Raw genomic sequence first — 18,326 nt, 5'->3', positions numbered from 1 at the left:
ACCGCTACCCGACGCGGCCAACCGCGGGAAACACTAAGGGGAGAACCGTGACGCACGTGACTGAGCGCAGCAGCGGAGGCAGCGGGTCGTCCGGCGGCGAACGCCAGCCGTGGACGGCCGGGTCGGGCCGCGCTGGCCGCTCCGGCCGCAAACGCAGCGTCTCGTACGCGGACGCGGGCGTCTCGATCCACGCGGGTGAGCGGGCGGTCGAGCTGCTCAAGTCGAAGGTCAAGGGGACCCGGCGGCCCGAGGTGATGGGCGATCTGGGCGGCTTCGCCGGCCTGTTCCGGCTCGACACCACCAAGTACCGCAAGCCGATCCTCGCCTCCTCCACCGACGGGGTCGGCACCAAGCTGGTCATCGCCCAGCAGCTCGACATCCACGACACGGTCGGCATCGACCTGGTCGCGATGGTCGTGGACGACCTGGTCGCCTGCGGCGCCGAGCCGCTCTTCCTGCTCGACTACATCGCCTGCGGCGAGGTGGTACCGGACCGGGTGGCCGAGATCGGCGCGGGCATCGCCGACGGCTGCCGGTACGCCGGCTGCGCGCTGCTCGGCGGCGAGACGGCCGAGCACCCGGGGGTGCTGAAGCCGGACGAGTACGACGTCTCGGCCACCGGCGTCGGCGTGGTGGAGGAGAGCGAGATCCTCACCCCGGAGCGGGTCGAGGTCGGCGACGTGGTGATCGCGATGCGCTCGTCCGGGCTGCACTCGAACGGCTACTCCCTGGTCCGGCACGTGTTGCTGGGCGCCGGCCGGATGCGGCTGGACACCGTGATCGAGGACTTCGGCCGGCAGCGCACCCTCGGCGAGGAGCTGCTCACCCCCACCAAGATCTACGCGCAGGACTGCCTGAAGCTGATCGCCGAGGCCGAGGTGCGCGCGCTGGCGCACGTCACCGGCGGCGGGATCCCGGGCAACCTGGTCCGGATCCTGCCTGACCACGTGGACGCCGTGGTGAACCGTTCGACCTGGAAGCCGCAGCCGATCTTCGATCTGGTGCAGGCGAAGGGTCGGATCGACGACTCGGAGATGGAGTCCACCTTCAACATGGGGGTGGGCATGTTCGCCATCGTCTCGGCCGAGGACGCGGACCGCGCGCTGGCCTGCCTGGCCGGGCGCGGGGTCGACGCGTGGCAGGTCGGAGAGGTTATCGAGGGCACCGGAGAGGTGCAGATGATCGGCCAGTACACCCGGGGTTGATCACGATGCGGTGATCGACCGCTCACCTGATCAGGGCTTACCCGAGTGGCCGTCGCGACCTAGCCTGAGGGACACCCTCAGGTACGGGGAGGAGGGCCAGGATGGCTGCCCCAGAACGACCGATATCCGGAATGCGGGGTATCGCCACCGTCCCCGGCTACGTGGTCATGCAGCCGACCACGCTCTGCAACCTCGACTGCGTCTACTGCTACCTGCCGCTGCGGTCGACGGACCGGCGCATGTCCGTTCCGGTCGCGGCGGCGGTGGCCGAGGCCGTGAACGGGTGGGCGCGGGCCGGGCGCTTCTCGGTGGTCTGGCACGGCGGTGAGCCCTTGGCGGCCGGGCGCGAGCACCTGGCCGCCCTGCTGGCCCCCTTCGACGCCACGGTCGAGCACCACGTGCAGACCAACGCGACACTGATCGACGACGCCTGGTGCGAGTTCTTCCTCGCGCACCGGATGCGGGTCAGCGTCAGCGTCGACGGGCCGGCGAGCCGCAACGCCGAGCGGCGGACCCGCGGCGACCGCCCGGCGTATGAGCGGATCATGCGTGGCGTCGAGGCGCTGCGCCGCAACGGCATCCCGTTCTCCGCGCTCTGCGTGGTGACCCGGCCGGAGCCGGGACTCGCCAGCGAGCTCTACGACTACTTCCTGGGCCTCGGCTGCGACGTGCTCGGCATCAACATCGAGGAGATGGAGGGCGTCAACACGCGGGTGAACGCCCATCCGGTCGGGGCGGTGACGGGCTTCTGGGCCGAGCTGGTGGCGGCCTGGCGCCGCGACCCCCGGATCCACCTGCGCGAGGTCGAGTGGTCGCTGCGGTACGCCGCGGCGGTCCTCGACGACACCGCCGACCAGCTGCTGCCCCGCCGGCTCGACCCGATCCCGACGGTCGGTCACGACGGCTCGGTGATCTTGCTCTCGCCCGAGCTGGCCGGCTTCTCCGATCGGCGGTACGGCGACTTCAGCAGCGGTAACGTGCTGACGACACCGCTGCCGGAGGTGCTGGCCACGGCCGCCGAGACGCCCTGGGTGAGCGAGTTCCTCGCCGGGGTGGAGGCCTGCCGGAGCCGCTGCCCGTACTTCGGGTTCTGCGGCGGCGGTCACGCGGCCAACCGTTACTTCGAGCATGGGCGTTTTGATGGTACGGAGACCAACCACTGCCGTAACAGCAAGATCCGCCTACTGGAGGGAGTGCTGGACCATGCCCGAGGCTACGAGTGCGCGGCGAGTTGACCGATCCGAGAGCGACGGGGTGCCGTCCCGGGACGCGGTCGCCGAGCGGGTACGGCACGCCCGGCGCGGGCTGACCGAGCTGCTGCGCGAGGCGGAGGACGCACGGCGGCGGCGGGCCGAGGTCGGCGCGGCGGGGGAAGGGGCGGGCGCGGTCTGCGCCTGGAACCACTTCGAGAACATCCCGACGTTCTACAACTGGAACAACCGGCCCCGCTGAGCGCGGGGCGGTGACGTCGATCCGACGGTGGCCGTGGGCGCCGTCCGGGTGTCGGGGTAGCCCGCATCGCGATGGGGGCAACGGCCCGGGACGGCCGTCGCGGCATCGCCGCGACGGCACGGTCGACGTTGTGTCGCGTGGTCGACGTGTGCTGCGCCACCCGGCCGGGCTGTCGTCCCGTCGCGCGGGGTTACCGGCGCGCGCCCCGGGTCGGGGGCGGTGGGATCAACACCCGTGCGCACACACCTGAGCACGCGGACGGTACCGCGTGCTCAGATGTGACCGGAGGTCAGCGGGCTCGGCGTCCCCAGCTGTCTGGGTCGTCGTCCACGTCGTGGTCCTCGTCATCGTCGTCGACGTAGTCCTTGTAGTCGTCGTCGAAGTCGTGGTCCGACTTGCCGCTGCCGCCGAGTTCTCGCTGCAAGGCGGCGAGGTCGGTGTTCGGGGAGTGATACTTCAACTCCCGGGCCACCTTTGTCTGCTTGGCCTTAGCACGGCCGCGCCCCATGGCTCGACCCCCTCGCACAGAATTCGGGGCAGCCCGAAGGCGGGCCCCGATGACGTCAGGCATCTCTCGTGGCTCTTACGGTACATGGGGATGCCCAGGTTCGGCACCTCGGGTTACCGCTGGCCGTACCCGCGCGTCGCAAGTGATCCGGCCACTACGAATTGTAGCGGGTAAGGACCGTATAGGCAGATCGGTCGTGACGGGCGGTTCGTCGCGAACCGCGGCGGGTGGGTCGATCGGACCCTACCCGCCCCAGTCGGATCGAAACGTCACCAGCGAGCGCGCGTAGCGGCGCCGGCGTCGTCCTGGAGCCGAGGAACGCGCCGCGAAGCGGTCGCGCCCCGCAGGCGAAGGACGATCGCCCTCGGGCGCCGCGAAGCGCGCGAGCGCGGTAACTCAGCGTAGGTGGATACCGCGGAGCCGACCGATCTCGGCCATCCGGCGCTCGGCGAGCCGGTCGGCGGCGACCGCCGGCGGTACGCCCTCGTCGTCGGCGAGCTGGAGGATCTGCCGCGTGACGTCGTAGATGCGGGTGGCGCGCAGCTTCGCCCGGTCGAAGTTGAAGCCCTCGATCTCGTCCGCGACCTGGATCACGCCGCCCGAGTTGACCAGGTAGTCCGGCGCGTAGAGGATGCCCCGGTCGGCCAGCACCTTCTCGATGCCGGGGTGGGCGAGCTGGTTGTTCGCCGCGCCCGCGACGATCTTGGCGCGCAGCGCCGGCACGGTGTCGTCGTTCAGGGCCCCGCCCAGCGCGCACGGCGCGTACACGTCGATGTCGGAGGCGACCAGCGCGTCCGCGTCCTCGACCAGGTCGACCTGCGGGTACGTGGCGCGCGCCCACTCCAGCGCCGCCGGGTTCACGTCGGTGGCGACCACCGACGCGCCGTCGTCCAGCAGGTGGCCGGTGAGGTACTTGCCGACCTTGCCGAGGCCGGCCACGCCGACCCGGCGTCCGGCCAGCGTCGGCGAGCCCCAGAGGTGCTCGGCCGCGGCCCGCATGCCCTGGAAGACGCCCCAGGCGGTCAGGATCGACGAGTCGCCGGCGCCGCCGTGCTCCACGCTGCGGCCCGTGACGTAGCGCGTCTCCCGGGCGATCACGTCCATGTCCGGCACGTAGGTGCCGACGTCGCAGGCGGTGTAGTAGCGGCCGCCCAGCGACTCGACGAAGCGGCCGTACGCCCGCAGCAGCGCCTCGGACTTGATCTGCTCCGGGTCGCCCCAGATGACTGCCTTGCCGCCGCCGAGGTCGAGCCCGGCGAGCGCGTTCTTGTACGCCATCCCGCGGGAGAGGTCGAGCACGTCGCGCAGGGCGTCGTCCTCGCTCGCGTACGGGTAGAAGCGGGTACCGCCGAGGGCGGGGCCGAGCGCGGTCGAGTAGATCGCGATGATCGCCTTGAGGCCGGTCTGCTTGTCCTGGCAGAAGACGACCTGCTCGTGTCCGCTCGTCTCCTGGTCGTCGGTGCTGGCGAATACGCCCATCACTGCTCCTGAGGTCGGTGTGCGTCCTTGTGGGACGCGGCCCTGCGGTGGCCGGCGGGGTGACGCCGGTGTGCAGCCGAGCCTAGTAGCGCACCGGTCGGGATGCCGAGGCCGGCCGACGGTGGACCAGAAGCTGGAACTTCCGGCGGGCGAGCCGGGAGAAACCCCCGCAAGCCCGGCGCCGTGACGTCGTACCTCGGACTCCCGACCACCGACATCGGCGCCGATCGGAGATGCTGACGAAAGCGAGGTTCCGTTTCGTGGGAGGATCGCGCCGTGCCGTCGCTCTTCGCTTCATACCTGCGGGTGTACGAGCCGTTGACCGCCTTCGACCGGGATCGTCAGCTCTTCTGGCGCCGGTACGTCCGGGAGGGCCGGGCCGTCGCGCCGCTGGAGGGTCCGGGCCGCCAGCGTACGGCCGTGATCGAGGCGCTCGGGGCGGGCTGGACGCGCCTGCCCGACCTGCCGGACGAGGCGTACGTCCTGGAGGCCGACGACACGCTGCTGGTCTGCCCGTGGAACCTGCGGATCCGGGTGGCCGAGGCGGCGCTGAGCGCCCGGGACGGGGTGCCGTCGGTCCTCGCGGACGCCTTCGTGCCGCCGGTCCTCGCCGGCCAGGCCAAGGCGGTGGTGGAGGACTGGCGCAGCGGGGCCCGGGTGCTGGAGCACGGGGTGCCGCGGGTGCACGAGCAGATCGCCACCTGGGGCGTACCGCTGCGCTGGTTCGTCTTCATCGACGCCCAGGAGCGCGAGTTCACCACCCGGCCGGGTCGTCGCGTGCTGCGATACCGCACCGAGATCTCCAAGGCGCGGCGGCGCGCCTCCCGTGGGCTGTCGGTGCTGCGCAAGTCGGTCGGGGACGCGCCGATCACCGAGGCGGTCGAGGAGGGCGCCCGGTGGCTGGAGGAGTTCCATCCGCGCTCGGTGGTCGAGCTGGACTACGGCGGACTGGTCGATCTGCTGCCCGACGAGACGCTCGCCGAGGACGACTCGCCCGCGTTGGTCGCCGGCGGCCTCGCGGCGCTCGCGCGCGGCGACGCCGAGGGGGCGACCGAGGCGTACGAGAAGCTGGTCGCGCGCTGGCGAGCAGTGCAGTTGCTCGAACGCTGCAACTGATCCGGACACCGGATCGGCTACGTATGTCCTGGTTGGGAGCGCTACCAACATGAAGGCTATTCGTAGCTATTGCGTCACGAAGCGTGAGTATGAGTCCGAATAAGCCACTTTCTGGCATAGAAAAGCCGTATAAATCGGTCTTGGTTCATCCGTCCATCCAGGGACGTTAGGCCGTTCGGCCCATGTCGGACATCGGGGACTAGCCGGACGATGGGAGACGCGTCGGCCGGCGGGACCCCGGCCGATGTCTATAGGTACCTGTGGAGGAGTGACCGATGGCATCGCGTACGCACGAACCCGAGCCGCTACTCACACCGGCCGAGGTCGCGTCGATGTTCCGTGTCGACCCGAAGACCGTGACCCGGTGGGCGAAGGCGGGCAAGCTCAGCGCAATCCGGACGCTGGGTGGCCACCGCCGATACCGGGAATCGGAAGTTCGCGCTCTGCTGCAGGGGCAGATTCCCCAGCAGCGCCAGGGCGACTGATCGACAGTCAGCGGCGAACAAGCTCCGAGTCGGGGGCGGAAGTCGTACGGACCATCCGTACGGGTTCCGCCCCGATTTCGTTCCCGGCGTCGCCCCGCGGCTCCCGGCCCGCTGAGGAAACGGCCGGCGGCCGTCGTTCAGGCCGGTTCTCCGGCCGCGGGCCGTCGTTCAGGCCGGTTCTTCTCCGGCCGGCGGGAACGGCGGCTCGGCCGGTATGCCGGCCGTGAGCGCCGCGAAGGCCGCGCGCCGCAGCTCCGCCATCGAGCGGGAGTTCTCCCCGGCCAGCCAGACGTGCAGCGCCACGTCCCACGAGGTCACCGCCGCACCGGCGACCAGCAGCGGGTACGGGTCCGTGCTCGGCAGCCCGGTACGGTGCGCCACGAAGTCCACCAGCGTCTGGCGGAGTTGGTGGTTGAGCATCAGGTACATGCCGACCAGCGCCGGCTGCTCCTTGAGTAGCCGCAGCCGCTGGTTGAGCTGCTCCTGCTCGTCCCGGTCGAGGTCGAGCGCGTCGAGCACGGCCCGCACCGCCTCCAGCGGAGGCGTACCGGTCGGCGCGGCGGCCAGCGCGGTGCAGAGATGGTTGATCCGCTGGTGGCCGACGTCGCCGAAGAGCACGTGCTGCTTCGACGAGAAGTACCGGAAGAAGGTGCGTACCGCCACGTCCGCCTCGGCGGCGATCTCGTCGACCGTGGTCTGCTCGTAGCCCTTCTCCGCGAAGAGCCGCAGCGCGGCCTGCTCCAGCGCCGCCCGGGTCTCCTGCTTCTTGCGCTCCCGGCGGCCCGCTGGCGGCTCGCCGAGAATCCCGAGGTCCGACGTCGTCACCCCCACATCGTGGCACGAACCTAGAACTGGCATCATCTGTCATGTGGCATGGAATGCCAGTTGGCGCTTGATGCCATGCCGCATCGCCTTGGGGAGGGGCAGATGTTCGCAGCCATCGGGCGCGTCGTCGTCCGCAGACCGTGGTTGGTGATCCTCGGCTGGCTGGTGGCCGCCGCGGCGATCATCCTGACCGCGCCGAGCCTCGGCTCGGTGACCAACTCCGACCAGTCCGCGTTCCTGCCGTCCGACAAGGAGTCCGCCCGCGCCGCCGCGCTCGCCGAGCGGGCGTTCCCCGAGGCGAACGGCGCCAGCGCGGTGATCGTGGTCGAACGCGCCGACGGCGCCGCCCTCGGCGACGCCGACGTGGCCCGGCTCGGCGGGATCACCCAACGGCTCAACGCCGAGAAGGCGCCGGCCACCGCCGGGGTCCTCTTCGACCCCCAGCAGCAGGCCGCCCCGAACCGCCGGGTCGCGCTGCTCGCCGCCCAGTTCACCGGCGCGCCCGAGGAGCAGCGGGTGCAGGACGCCGTACGCGGGCTGCGCACCCAGGTCACCGGCGCGCTCGACGGGACGGGGCTGCGGGCCGGGGTGACCGGCGAGGCCGCGATCGTGCTGGACAACAAGCAGTCGTTCGCCGACGCCGAGAAGATCGTCACCATCGCCACGGTCGGCCTGATCGTCGTCCTGCTGTTGCTGATCTTTCGTAGCCCGATCGCGGCGCTGCTCCCGCTCCTCGCCGTCGGGCTCGTTTTCGGCGTCTCCACCGCCCTGGTCGCCGCCGCGGCCACCGTCTTCGACTTCGAGATCGGCCAGGAAATGCCGATCCTGCTCACCGTCGTGCTCTTCGGCATCGGCACCGACTACATCCTCTTCCTGCTCTTCCGCTACCGGGAGCGGCTGCGTACCGGCGACACCCCGGCCGAGGCGATCGTGGCGGCGGTCGACCGGGTCGGTGAGGCGATCTTCTCGGCCGCGTTCGCGGTGATCGCCGCCTTCGGCGCGCTGGTCCTGGCCACCCTCGGCTTCTTCACCACCCTCGGCCCGGGGCTCGCCATCGGCGTCGCGGTGATGCTGCTCGCCGCCCTCACCCTCGTACCGGCGATCGTGGCGCTGCTCGGCCGCCGGGTCTTCTGGCCCTCCCGCAAGGCCGACCAGGCTCCCGCGCGTACCCGGTTCGCCGCCGTCGGCGCCCTGGTGGCGCGCCGCCCGGTGGCGGTCATCGCGGGCGCGCTGGTGCTGCTCGGCGCGTTGGGCGCCGGCGCGCTCACGGTCAAGGCCGACTACGACCCGATCGGGCAGCTCCCGCCGGACACCGAGGCCACCCGGGCCTTCGACGACCTGCAGCAGGGCTTCCCGCCCGGGGCGCTGCAACCCACCAACGTCTACCTGAGCGGCGACCGGCCGCTGAGCGAGGCCGAGATCGGCGGGTACGTGCAGACCCTGCGCGGGGTGCCGGGGGTGGCCTCGCCGCTGCCGGTGCGGACCTCCGCCGACGGCCGTACCGTCAACGTGCCGCTGGTCCTCGCCGAGCCGCCGTTCGAGCCGAAGGCGCTCGACCTGGTCTCCGGACCGCTGCGCGACGCCGCCCGGGCCGCGGCCCCCGCCGGGACGACGGTACTGGTCGGCGGGCAGAGCATGGCCTATGCCGACGTGCGGGACACCACCGAACGCGACCTGCGGGTCATCTTCCCGGTCGCCGGCATCCTCTTCGTACTCATCCTCGTCGGCCTGCTCCGCGCGGCGCTCGCCCCGGTCTACCTGGTGGCGATGGTGGTCCTCGGCTTCGTCGCCACGCTCGGCGCCACCGCGCTGCTCTTCCAGGGCGGGCTCGGCCGCAACGGACTCTCGTTCATCATCCCGATCATCCTGTACCTCTTCGTCACCGCCATCGGCACGGACTACAACATCCTGGTCACCGCGCGGCTGCGGGAGGAGATCCGGGAGGGCCGGTCGGCCCGGGACGCGGCGGCGCTGGCGGTCGAGCACGCCGGCCCGTCGGTGGCGGCGGCCGCGCTGATCCTGGCCGGTACCTTCGGCGCGCTGCTCGTCTCCGGCGTGCCGTTCTTCGTGGAGATCGGGTTCGCGGTCACGCTCGGCATCGCGCTGGTCGCGTTCGTGGTGTCGATCCTGCTCGTACCGGCGGTGACCGCGCTCGCCGGCCGGGCCGCCTGGTGGCCGGGCACCCGCGCCCGCGCCGGCGAGCCCGTCCCCGCCGAACTGGAGCGCACCGCCGTCTGAGCGATGCCGGTCCGGCCCCGGGGCCCCTCGCCCGCACCGGCGAGGGGCCCCGGGCCGTACCCGGCGCGGAACCCCTCGGCGGTGGCCGGCCTCAGGCGACCGGCGGGTGGCCGCCGTCCCCGTCGACGACCTCCTCCGGCTTGCCGTCCTCGTCGCGGTCGACCATCGTGACGTCCACGGTGCCGTCGCCGGTCGTGTCGAACTGGAACAGATCGGCCTTGCCGTCACCGTCGGTGTCGACCACCCACACGTCGGTCTTGCCGTCGTTGTTGGCGTCCGCCCGCAGCAGCTCGATCCGCTCGTCGCCCCGGGTGTCGACGGTCTCCTGCGACTCCACGGTGTCCTGAACCTCGCTCATGAGGTGAAGCCCTTCTGTCGTCGGTCGAAGCCTTGCTGGAGTTGCGATTACCCGGGATTGGACCACGGCAATACCCCGCGGCGGGTACCCGGGCATGCCGCCGGCCGGGGACGCTGCATAGGGTCGCCACCATGAGCGAGCGCAGCGAGCGAATCGGTGGGCGCGGTGCGGGCGAACCCCGTGGCGGCGCCGAGCGGAGCGAGGCCCCGGCATGACCGACAGGTTCGTGGTCGTCGGGGCCGGCACGATGGGGCTGGGCATCGCGTACGTGGCGGCCGGCGCCGGGTACGAGGTCGAGCTGGTCGAGGTTGACGCCGGTCGGGCCGGTGCGGCGCGGGAGACGCTGGGCGGGCTCTGGGACCGGGCGGTCGCCCGGGGCCGGATCACCGAGGCGGCGGCCGGGCAGGCGCGCGCCCGGGTGAGCGTACGGCGGGAGCTGGCGGAGGTCGCCGACCGGCCGGACGTGCTCGTGGAGGCGGTGCCGGAGCGCGCCGACCTGAAGCGGCGGGTGCTCGCCGCCGCCGAGGAACGCCGGCCCGCGCTGCTGGGCAGCAACACGTCGAGCATCGCGATCGGCGAGCTGGCGGGCGCGCTGGCCGCCCCGGAGCGCTTCCTCGGGCTGCACTTCTTCAACCCGGTCTGGGCGATGGCGCTGCTCGAGGTCGTGGTCGGGCCGGCCACCGCCGCGTCCACCACCGACGCCGCCGTCGCGCTGGCCGGCCGGCTGGGCAAGGACCCCGTCGTCGTACGGGACCTGCCCGGCTTCGCCACCTCCCGGCTCGGCGTGGCGCTGGGGCTGGAGGCGATCCGGATGGTCGCCGACGAGGTGGCCAGCCCCGCCGACATCGACAAGGCGATGGTGCTCGGCTACCGGCACCCGGTCGGTCCGCTGGAGCTGACCGACCTGGTCGGACTCGACGTACGGCTCGACATCGCCCGTACGCTCCAGGCCGCGTACGGGGACCGGTTCGCGCCGCCGCCGTTGCTGGAGTCGATGGTGGCGCGGGGCCTGCTGGGCAAGAAGACGGGACAGGGGTTCTACCGGTGGGAAGGCGGGGTACGGCAGTGAGTCGACCGAGCGCCGGAGGGCTCCGATGAGCCTGCGCGTCGAGGAGCGGCCCGACCGGCTGGTGGTGACGCTGGACCGGCCCGAGAAGCGCAACGCGATCGACGCGGAGCTGGTCGCGGCGCTGCACGAGGTCTGCGGGCGGCTGGAAGCCGAGCCCCGGTTGCTGCTGCTCACCGGCGGCGCGGACGGGATCTTCGCGGCCGGCGCGGACATCGCCCAACTGCGGGAGCGGGGGCGCCTCGACGCGCTGGCCGCCATCAACTCCGCCCTCTTCGCCCGGATCCGGGCGCTGCCGCTGCCCACCGTCGCGGCTGTCGACGGGCCGGCGCTGGGCGGCGGCGCCGAGCTGTCGTACGCCTGCGACCTGCGCGTCTGCACGGCGCGCGCGTTCTTCGGCCAGCCCGAGGTCCGGCTGGGCATCCTCGCCGGCGCCGGTGCCACCCACCGCCTGCCCGCGCTGGTCGGCGAGGCGCGCGCCAAGGAACTGCTCTTCACCGGCCGGCGGGTCGACGCCGCCGAGGCGCTGCGGATCGGGCTGGTCAACCGGGTGGTGGACGAACCGTCGGAGCTGCTCGACGCCGGGCACGAGCTGCTCGACGAGATCGCCAAGGGCTCGCCGCTGGCGCTGCGCCTGACCAAGCTGGCGGTCGACGCGCCGGCGGCGGCGCACCCGGCGCTCGACCTGGCGAGCCAGGCGGTGCTCTTCGAGGACGAGGAGAAGCGGCGCCGGATGACGGAGTTCCTCGACCGCCGGCGCCGCTGACGGACGACCTCCCCGGGCGGGCGGCCCCGGGCGTGTTCCGGGGCCGCCGCTCAGCGGTCGGCGTACGGGTTCACGTCGGGGGAGACCACCGGGTCGGGGAAGAGGACCCGGTCGGCCGTACCGTCGTGGTCGGTGTCCAGCGTGATCTGGTCGGCCAGCCCGTCGCCGTCCAGATCGGTGCGGATGTAGTCGGCCCGGCCGTCGTGGTCGAGGTCGCGCACCCAGTTGTCCATCCGGCCGTCGTGGTCGCTGTCGGTGGAGACGGAGTCGATGACGCCGTCGTGGTCGAGGTCCCAGCCGACCGAGTCGATCCGGCCGTCGGCGTTGCTGTCTCCGGTCACCCGGTCGACGGTGCCGTCGTCGTCGAAGTCCGACAGCGTGGAGTCCAGCCGGCCGTCGTGGTCGCTGTCGACGTAGCTGGTGTCGGCGATGCCGTCGCCGTCCCCGTCCCGCTGCACCAGGTCGATCGTGCCGTCGCCGTCGTGGTCGGTCAACACGTCGATCGAGCCGTCCTCGTGGTGCAGCGCGATCGAGAGCCCGCCGTACGGCTCCGGCTCGTACGGCTCCGGCTCCGCGCCCGGGTCGTCGTCGGGCCCGAAGCCCTGGTCTCCGGCGTCGAGGTGGACGTGGCCGACCAAGGTCGGGTCAAGGTTCTCGCTCATCATCGGTCCCTTCCGGTCAGCGGGGTGCGGACTCGGGTAGGAACCTACGCGCCGGACGGCGGCGCGATTATCCCCAGAAGATGCCAGCCGGCCCGCCCCCGAGGGGACGGGCCGGCTGGTGGACGACCGGTTGCCGCGTTGCGGTGCGCTAGTGCGCGATCTCGACGCCGGCGGCGGCCAGCGCCTCGATCACCTGGGCCGACTCGCCGTACCCGATGACCAGTACCGCGTCCGCGCCGGAGCTCTTGATGTCGTTCGCGCTCGCGGTGAAGTCGACCCGGTCGGTCTTCGGGTCCGGCGGCGGGGTGTAGGTGTAGAGCTTCACCTTGTCGCCGCCGAACCCGGCCCGTTCCAGCTCGGCGCGGACGTTGCCCTGCAGGCCCTCGCCGTACGAGTCCTTCCGGGCCACCAGGGCGATCTTGTGCGGCCCGTCCCGGAGGATCACGTCGGCGAGCGCCCGACCCTGCAGGATGTCCGACGGGGCGGTACGGAAGTAGAGGCCCTTGTCGTCGACGGTGCTCAGCCCGGCGTCGGTGTTGCAGGGGGAGAAAAGGATCAGACCCGCGGCCACCACGTCGGGCAGTACCGCGCGGGAGATGCCGGAGGCACCGGCGCCGATGACGACGTTCACGCCGTCCTGCGCGTGCTTGCGTACGGTCGCCTTGGCCACGTCGGGGTTCGTGCCGTCGTCGCCGTCGAGCCAGACCACCGGCTTGCCGAAGACCCCGCCGGCCGCGTTGATCTCCTTGATCGCCAGGGCCGAGGCGGCGGCCAGCGGCGGGTACGCGAGCGCCAGGTCACCGGTGCGCGGCAGCAGACCGCCGATCTTCAGCGGGTCGCCGGAGTGGCTCTTGCCCTCGCCCTCCTTCTTGCCCGACGGCGGCGAGCCCGTGCTCGCGGTCGCCTCGTCGCCGGCGCCGACGAACTCCGTCTTGCCGTCGTTGATCTGGTCGTTCTTGTCGAAGTGCAGGGTGGCGTAGCTCGCGGTCGAGGGCTCGCCGGCGTCGGTGAAGCCGCCGCGGGTGATCGAGACGCCGCGGTACTCGATGTCGACGCCGTTGCGGGCGAGCGGGAGGCAGGTCGCCGGGGAGTCGCAGCGCTCGCCACCGTTGGTGACGCCGTTGATCTGCTTGGCGATCTCCGCCGGCTTGTTGCTGCCGGCGAGCTGCGCGGCGAGCGCGCTGATCACCACGGCGTCGTAGGTCTCCCCGGCGTAGAGGAAGCCGGTGAGCTTCGAGTCCACGCCGAGCAGGCGGCGCTTGAAGTCCTCGGAGAGCGGCGTCAGCGGCGTGGTGCCCTTCATGCCGTCCAGCAGCCCGGTCTTCTCCTTGAACTCCGCGGCGAACGTGTTCTGCATGTTGCCGTCGGTGCCGTAGAGGCGAACCGCGCTGGTCGTCGTCTCCGCGCCCTGATCCGGCCCGCAGGCGCTCACGGTGAACAACAGAGCCGCACCGGCGACCAGAGCGGCGCTGCGCGAGCCGCGTGACACGAGCATGGTGGTCCTTCCCCTCCCCGAGGTCCGCTGCGCACACTAGCGCGCCGGGGCGTTCTAATGTCAGAGCGCCCGCATGTCAATCGCGTACCGGTAGCTGATATTTGGCGGAACGACTGTCGCACCGCGTGGTGACCAGGGTTGCTTGACGTGGCCGCATACCCTTCCGCACGTGACGGACGTACCCCAGGAGGCCCTCGACGACGCCGCCGCCGTGCTGCACTCGGCGCTGGCCGGCGACACCGACGCTGTGGTCGGCACGTTCGACGCGGTCGTCGACCGCGCCGGCGTGGTGGGGGCGTACGAGGTGGCCTGGTACCTCGCGGCGACGATGGTCGGCGACGGCGTACCGGACGGAATGTGGACGCTGGACTTCCCGGGCATCGAAGAGGCGGCGTACGACGCCCGCTGGGTGGCCCGGTTCGTCAGCGCGTACGCCAACCGCGACGTCGACACCGGCGAGGCGCTCTTCGGCGCGGCGCTGGCCGACGGGCAGCTCTCCGACTGCCTGTTGACGCTCGCCGGCTCGGCCGTGGCGACCCTGCGCCACCGCGACCGCCGCTGACCACCGGGACCGGGATCGGTCGGCGCGACCTGTGGTAGCTCTGGTCGTATGCCCGACGCGATGCTCAGCAAGATCCGGAAGCTGCTGGCGAAGGCGGAGGACCCGGCCTGTACCGCCGCCGAGGCCGCGGCCTTCACCGCCAAGGCGACCGAGCTGATCGCCCGGTACGGGGTCGACCAGGCGCTGCTCGCCGCCCGAGACCCCGCCGTCGACCCGGTCGGCGACCGGGTGGTGGAGGTGGTGGCGCCGTACGCGCTGGACAAGGCGGGGTTGCTCGCCGCCGTGGCCGCCCCGCTGCGCTGCCGTACCGTCCGCCGCCGCGCCGGCACCGGGTTCGCCATGCACCTCTTCGGCTTCGCCAGCGACCTCGAACGGGTGGAGATCCTTTTCACCTCGCTGCTGGTGCAGGCCGCGCACGGGCTGGCCGGTACGCCGGTGCCGGCGGGCGACCACCCGGCCGCGTTCCGGCGCTCCTGGCTCGCCGGGTTCGCGGCGGCGGTCGGCACCCGGCTGCGGGAGGCCGAGACGGCCGCCGCGGCCGAGTCGGGCGCGCCCTCGGTGGCGCTGGTCCTCGCCGACCGGTCCGATCGGGTCGAGCGCCGGCTCGCCGAGGTCTACCCGCGGCTGCGTACCGCCAGCGCGCGCCGCCTCGTCGGCGGCGGGCTCGACCTGGGCGCGGCGGCCGGACGCCGGGCGGATCTCGGCGGTACCAGGCTGCGGTCCGGGCGGAGCACGCCGCTCGGCGCGTGACGGCGGTCCGCCCCGGCCGCGCCGCCACGGGTTCGTTCAGCCGTCCCGCCATGGCCGCGTTCGGCCGTGCTCCGGCACGGGGCGCGTCAGCCGCCGCTCCGCCCACGGGTGGGTTTCGGCGGGTGCGGCTGCGGGTTCGTTCAGCCGTGCTCCGCGGTCTCGACCGCGTCCGTCTCGACCGCGTCGGCGTACCGCGACAGCAGCTCCTGCCAGCCGGCGGTGAGCGCCTCGCGGTAGCCCTCGGCCGCCGCGCCGTGCCGGTCGAAGTTGCGGTGTTCCAGCTCGACCAGGGTGCGCTCGCCGCCGGCCGGGGTGAACCAGACCTCGACCTCGCTGGCCTGCGCCGGGTCGGGGACGGGCGCCCGGTCCGGGCCGATCTGCCAGACGAAGACCAGCCGGCGCGGCGGCTGCCAGGCGAGCACGCGTCCCCAGTCGGTCCGGAAGCCGTGCGGCCCGATCTCGTAGGCCATGCCACCCTCGCGCGGTTCGATGCCGATGTCGGCCAGTGCCTGCGGACCCGACCAGGTGTACTCCTTCACCCACCAGCGGTCGAGCCGGTTGGTGAAGACGGCGAAGGCCCGTTCGACCGGCGCGGAGACCAGGAGCCTGCTTCGTACCGAGTACCTGCCTACGGTCTGTTGGATGCGGCCCGGACTCGTGATCCCCTGCCCCATGGGCGGACCCTACCGGCTGCCGTCTCGCTGCGCAGCTTTACGATCACTCTTGGGGATCATTCGAGGTGACGGCTGAGGATCGGCCCAGGTAACGGCTTTCCCGGTTCCGGGCGCGCCCGGACCCTCGCGCCCCCGGGTCAACGGCTGGGTCGGCGTAACCCTCGCGCTCCCCGGGTCACGGCTCGTTGTCACGGCTCGTCCGGAGTGACCTCCGCCAGCCGGCGCTCCAGGTAACGCCGCTCCGCGTCGGTGCGGGTGAGAGCCAGGGCCTCGCGGTACGCGCCGGCCGCCTCCGCCCGCCGGTCCAGGCGGCGCAACAGGTCCGCCCGGGTCGCCGGCAGCAGGTGGTACCCGGCCAGCGCGCCGCTCGCGGCGAGCGCGTCGAGCAGGGGCAGGGCCGCCGCCGGCCCGTCCGCCATCGCGACCGCGACCGCCCGGTTCAGCTCCACCACCGGCCCGGGCGTGAGGTTGGCCAGCTCCCGGTAGAGCAGCGCGATCTCGGTCCAGTCGGTCTCGGCGGCGTCGGCCGCCGTGGCGTGGCAGGCGGCGATGGCGGCCTGGAGCTGGTACGGGCCGGTCCGGCGCCGGCGCAGGGCCCGGTCGAGGATGCCGGTGGCCTCGTCGATCTGCGCCCGGTCCCAGCGGGTGCGGTCCTGCTCGTCCAGCGGTACCACCTCGCCGGAGGCGTCCAGCCGGCCCGCCCGCCGGGCGTCGTGCAGCAGCATCAGGGCCAGCAGCGCCTGCGCCTCCGGCTCGTCCGGCATCAGCGCGGCCAGCACCCGGGCCAACCGGATCGCCTCCGCCGTGAGGTTCCGCCGCACCAGCTCCGCGCCGGCGCTGGCCGAGTACCCCTCGTTGAAGAGCAGGTACAGCACGGCCAGCACCGCCGAGGTGCGCTCGGGGAGCAGGTGGTCCGGCGGTACGCGGAACGGGATCGCGGCGTTACGGATCTTGTTCTTGGCGCGGACCAGCCGCTGCGCCATCGTCTTCTCCGGCACCAGGAAGGCGCGGGCGATCTCGCCCGTGCTCAGCCCGGCCAGGCTGCGCAGCGTCAACGCCACCCGGGCCTCGATCGGCAGCGCCGGGTGGCAGCAGGTGAAGATCAGCTCCAGTCGGTCGTCCGGCACGCCGCCGTCGGGTAGATCGAACGGCGGAACCTCGTCGGGGTTGGTCATCCGCGCCATCTCTCGCAGCTTGGTCGCCTCCACGGCGGTACGCCGCAGCCGGTCCAGCGCCCGGTTGCGGGCGGTCGTGGTCAACCAGGCCCCGGGACGCTCCGGCACCCCGTCCCGGGGCCAGCGCTCCAGCGCCTGCGCGAACGCGTCCTGGGCGCACTCCTCGGCCAGGTCCCAGTCGCCGGTGTAGCGGATCAGCGTCGCCACGATCCGGCTCCACTCCGAGGCGTACACGCCCGCCACCGCCTCGGCGATTTCGGCCGGGTCGGTGCCCGTGCCCGGCGGTGGGGCCGCCGCCGGAGAGGTTCCCCCGGCGGCGGCCGTCGGCCCGGTCACTCCGTCCAGAACGGCCGCACCTCGATCTGCGCGACCCGCGCCATCGGGTGCTTCGCCGCGATCTCGATCGCCTCGTCCAGATCGGCCGCCTCGATCACGTCGAAGCCGCCCATCTGCTCCTTCGTCTCGGCGTACGGGCCGTCGGTGACGAGCAGCTCGCCGTCGCGGACCCGTACCGTGGTCGCGTCGCTGGCGGGCCGGAGCCGGTCACCCATGAGATGGGCACCCCGGGCGTCCATCTCCCGCACCCAGGGCTCCGGGTCGAGTTCCGCCGGGTCGGCGTCGATCGGTCCGTCGGTGGCGATCAAGAACAGGTACCTCATCGGGTTCTCCTCGGTGCTGTCGTCCCGCCTCCGTCGGGCGGTTCGTCGGTACGACGAACGGCGTAGCCCGAGATCTACCGGCGGCTCCGAAAATCTTGATACGACGCGGCCCCGCCAGGGGCCACCCCGTACCAAGATTGCAGCTCAGGAGGCCACGGCGACCAGTTCCCGGTGGTGCCTCGGGGTCTCGATCTCGTCGAGCAGCGCGACCGCGAGGTCGGCGTACGAGAACGCGGGCATCCCCTCGGCGGTCGGGAGCAGTCGCCCGTCGCCGGTGCGGTACCGGCCGGTGCGGGGCGCCTCCGTGTCCAGGAACACCGGCGGCGGCGCCAGCACCACCCAGTCGAGGCCGACCGGGGCGGTCCGCAGCACCTCCAGCCCGGCCAGGTGCCCGAGGGAGAACACCCGGTGCGGCGTGGGAAAGTCGGGCGCGTCGTGGACGAGCACCCCCGGCGCGGTCTCCAGCACGGTGCCGATGCCGATCGCCACCAGCCGCCCGACCCCGGCGCGGGGCAGCCCCGCCAGCAGCGCCCGCGCGGCGGCGGCGTAGAACTCCTCGGCCGGTACGTCGAGCCGGGTGGCCGCGTTGACCGCCGCGTCGTGCCCGGCGGCGACGGCCGCGACGCTGCCCGCGTCGGTGACGTCGCCGGAGACCAGGGTCACCGCCGGGCCGGCAAGGTCGGCGTGCCGACCCGGGTCGCGGAGCACCGCGGTCACCCGGTGTCCCCGCTCGACCGCCTCGGCCACCGCCCGCCGTCCGGCCCGCCCGCCGGCCCCGAAAACCACGATCGCGCTCACTGCCCCGCTCCGATCCGACCGGGCCGGCGCACCTGATCGCCGGCCAGTTGGGC

General features: G+C 72.7%; 20 protein-coding genes. 10 read left to right on the top strand and 10 right to left on the bottom strand.

What is annotated here, in order from left to right; all coding sequences use genetic code 11:
* Positions 1-47 precede the first annotated feature (47 nt).
* The 3 genes from purM (at position 48) to amcA (ending at position 2,657) form a co-directional block, all read left to right on the top strand.
* Complete coding sequence (gene purM, locus AB0J86_RS01365) at positions 48-1,205, top strand: phosphoribosylformylglycinamidine cyclo-ligase (protein ID WP_363850667.1); 1,158 nt, start codon at positions 48-50, stop codon at positions 1,203-1,205.
* 131 nt (positions 1,206-1,336) lie between these two features.
* Entirely contained in the window at positions 1,337-2,440 is a 1,104-nt protein-coding gene (amcB, locus tag AB0J86_RS01360; RefSeq protein WP_363850664.1) for a cyclophane-forming radical SAM peptide maturase AmcB, read from the top strand.
* Positions 2,409-2,657, top strand: coding sequence for a multiple cyclophane-containing RiPP AmcA (gene amcA / locus AB0J86_RS01355; protein WP_363850661.1), 249 nt, complete (start codon positions 2,409-2,411; stop codon positions 2,655-2,657). Before amcB ends, amcA begins: the two co-directional genes overlap by 32 nt.
* Before the next feature lie 289 nt (positions 2,658-2,946).
* Here the strand turns inward: amcA and AB0J86_RS01350 are convergent, their stop codons facing one another.
* Together AB0J86_RS01350 and AB0J86_RS01345 are read right to left on the bottom strand one after the other, a co-directional pair.
* On the bottom strand, positions 2,947-3,165 hold the full coding sequence (locus AB0J86_RS01350) for a DUF3073 domain-containing protein (RefSeq protein WP_363850658.1): 219 nt from the start codon (positions 3,163-3,165) through the stop codon (positions 2,947-2,949).
* A gap of 396 nt (positions 3,166-3,561) precedes the next feature.
* Complete coding sequence (locus tag AB0J86_RS01345) at positions 3,562-4,644, bottom strand: Glu/Leu/Phe/Val dehydrogenase (RefSeq protein WP_363850656.1); 1,083 nt, start codon at positions 4,642-4,644, stop codon at positions 3,562-3,564.
* A gap of 276 nt (positions 4,645-4,920) precedes the next feature.
* On the opposite strand from AB0J86_RS01345, the gene AB0J86_RS01340 reads away from it, so the two are divergent.
* Entirely contained in the window at positions 4,921-5,760 is an 840-nt protein-coding gene (locus AB0J86_RS01340) for a hypothetical protein (RefSeq protein WP_363850653.1), read from the top strand.
* Positions 5,761-6,035: 275 nt separating this feature from the next.
* On the top strand, positions 6,036-6,245 hold the full coding sequence (locus tag AB0J86_RS01335) for a BldC family transcriptional regulator (RefSeq protein WP_007073996.1): 210 nt from the start codon (positions 6,036-6,038) through the stop codon (positions 6,243-6,245).
* A 168-nt stretch (positions 6,246-6,413) separates the two neighbouring features.
* Here the strand turns inward: AB0J86_RS01335 and AB0J86_RS01330 are convergent, their stop codons facing one another.
* Entirely contained in the window at positions 6,414-7,070 is a 657-nt protein-coding gene (locus tag AB0J86_RS01330; protein ID WP_363850650.1) for a TetR family transcriptional regulator, read from the bottom strand.
* Between the two features lie 102 nt (positions 7,071-7,172).
* Between AB0J86_RS01330 and AB0J86_RS01325 the strand changes: the two genes are divergently transcribed.
* Positions 7,173-9,308 (top strand): MMPL family transporter, encoded by a 2,136-nt coding sequence (locus AB0J86_RS01325; protein WP_363850647.1) that lies wholly within the window; start codon positions 7,173-7,175, stop codon positions 9,306-9,308.
* A 91-nt stretch (positions 9,309-9,399) separates the two neighbouring features.
* On the opposite strand, the gene AB0J86_RS01320 is transcribed toward AB0J86_RS01325, so the two are convergent.
* Positions 9,400-9,666, bottom strand: coding sequence for a hypothetical protein (locus AB0J86_RS01320; protein WP_363850644.1), 267 nt, complete (start codon positions 9,664-9,666; stop codon positions 9,400-9,402).
* Between the two features lie 211 nt (positions 9,667-9,877).
* Here AB0J86_RS01320 and AB0J86_RS01315 point away from each other — a divergent pair, with 211 nt between their 5' ends.
* Positions 9,878-10,735: a 3-hydroxyacyl-CoA dehydrogenase family protein gene (locus AB0J86_RS01315; RefSeq protein WP_363850641.1), complete on the top strand. Its 858-nt coding sequence runs from the start codon at positions 9,878-9,880 to the stop codon at positions 10,733-10,735.
* Positions 10,736-10,760: 25 nt separating this feature from the next.
* Positions 10,761-11,498, top strand: coding sequence for an enoyl-CoA hydratase/isomerase family protein (locus AB0J86_RS01310; protein WP_363850639.1), 738 nt, complete (start codon positions 10,761-10,763; stop codon positions 11,496-11,498).
* Between the two features lie 50 nt (positions 11,499-11,548).
* On the opposite strand, the gene AB0J86_RS01305 is transcribed toward AB0J86_RS01310, so the two are convergent.
* Complete coding sequence (locus AB0J86_RS01305) at positions 11,549-12,160, bottom strand: hypothetical protein (protein ID WP_363850636.1); 612 nt, start codon at positions 12,158-12,160, stop codon at positions 11,549-11,551.
* A 148-nt stretch (positions 12,161-12,308) separates the two neighbouring features.
* Positions 12,309-13,655 (bottom strand): ABC transporter substrate-binding protein, encoded by a 1,347-nt coding sequence (locus tag AB0J86_RS01300; protein WP_363850634.1) that lies wholly within the window; start codon positions 13,653-13,655, stop codon positions 12,309-12,311.
* Between the two features lie 169 nt (positions 13,656-13,824).
* Here AB0J86_RS01300 and AB0J86_RS01295 point away from each other — a divergent pair, with 169 nt between their 5' ends.
* Positions 13,825-14,217: a hypothetical protein gene (locus tag AB0J86_RS01295; RefSeq protein ID WP_363850632.1), complete on the top strand. Its 393-nt coding sequence runs from the start codon at positions 13,825-13,827 to the stop codon at positions 14,215-14,217.
* Positions 14,218-14,265: 48 nt separating this feature from the next.
* Positions 14,266-14,967, top strand: coding sequence for a DUF2786 domain-containing protein (locus AB0J86_RS01290; RefSeq protein WP_363850629.1), 702 nt, complete (start codon positions 14,266-14,268; stop codon positions 14,965-14,967).
* Between the two features lie 140 nt (positions 14,968-15,107).
* Here the strand turns inward: AB0J86_RS01290 and AB0J86_RS01285 are convergent, their stop codons facing one another.
* The 4 genes from AB0J86_RS01285 to AB0J86_RS01270 form a co-directional block, all read right to left on the bottom strand.
* Positions 15,108-15,641, bottom strand: coding sequence for an SRPBCC family protein (locus AB0J86_RS01285; protein ID WP_363850626.1), 534 nt, complete (start codon positions 15,639-15,641; stop codon positions 15,108-15,110).
* A 188-nt stretch (positions 15,642-15,829) separates the two neighbouring features.
* Complete coding sequence (locus AB0J86_RS01280) at positions 15,830-17,071, bottom strand: sigma-70 family RNA polymerase sigma factor (RefSeq protein WP_363851585.1); 1,242 nt, start codon at positions 17,069-17,071, stop codon at positions 15,830-15,832.
* A 77-nt stretch (positions 17,072-17,148) separates the two neighbouring features.
* Positions 17,149-17,475, bottom strand: a complete 327-nt coding sequence (locus AB0J86_RS01275) for a YciI family protein (RefSeq protein ID WP_363850623.1) — start codon at positions 17,473-17,475, stop codon at positions 17,149-17,151.
* Positions 17,476-17,619: 144 nt separating this feature from the next.
* Entirely contained in the window at positions 17,620-18,273 is a 654-nt protein-coding gene (locus tag AB0J86_RS01270; RefSeq protein ID WP_363850620.1) for an NAD(P)H-binding protein, read from the bottom strand.
* Between the last annotated feature and the right edge of the window lie 53 nt (positions 18,274-18,326).

This window comes from Micromonospora sp. NPDC049559, from assembly GCF_040676675.1.
Taxonomy (GTDB): Bacteria; Actinomycetota; Actinomycetes; order Mycobacteriales; family Micromonosporaceae; genus JBFAPK01.
The sequence above is the reverse complement of the archived record's forward strand: the minus strand, read 5'-3'. Positions and strand labels throughout refer to the sequence as shown.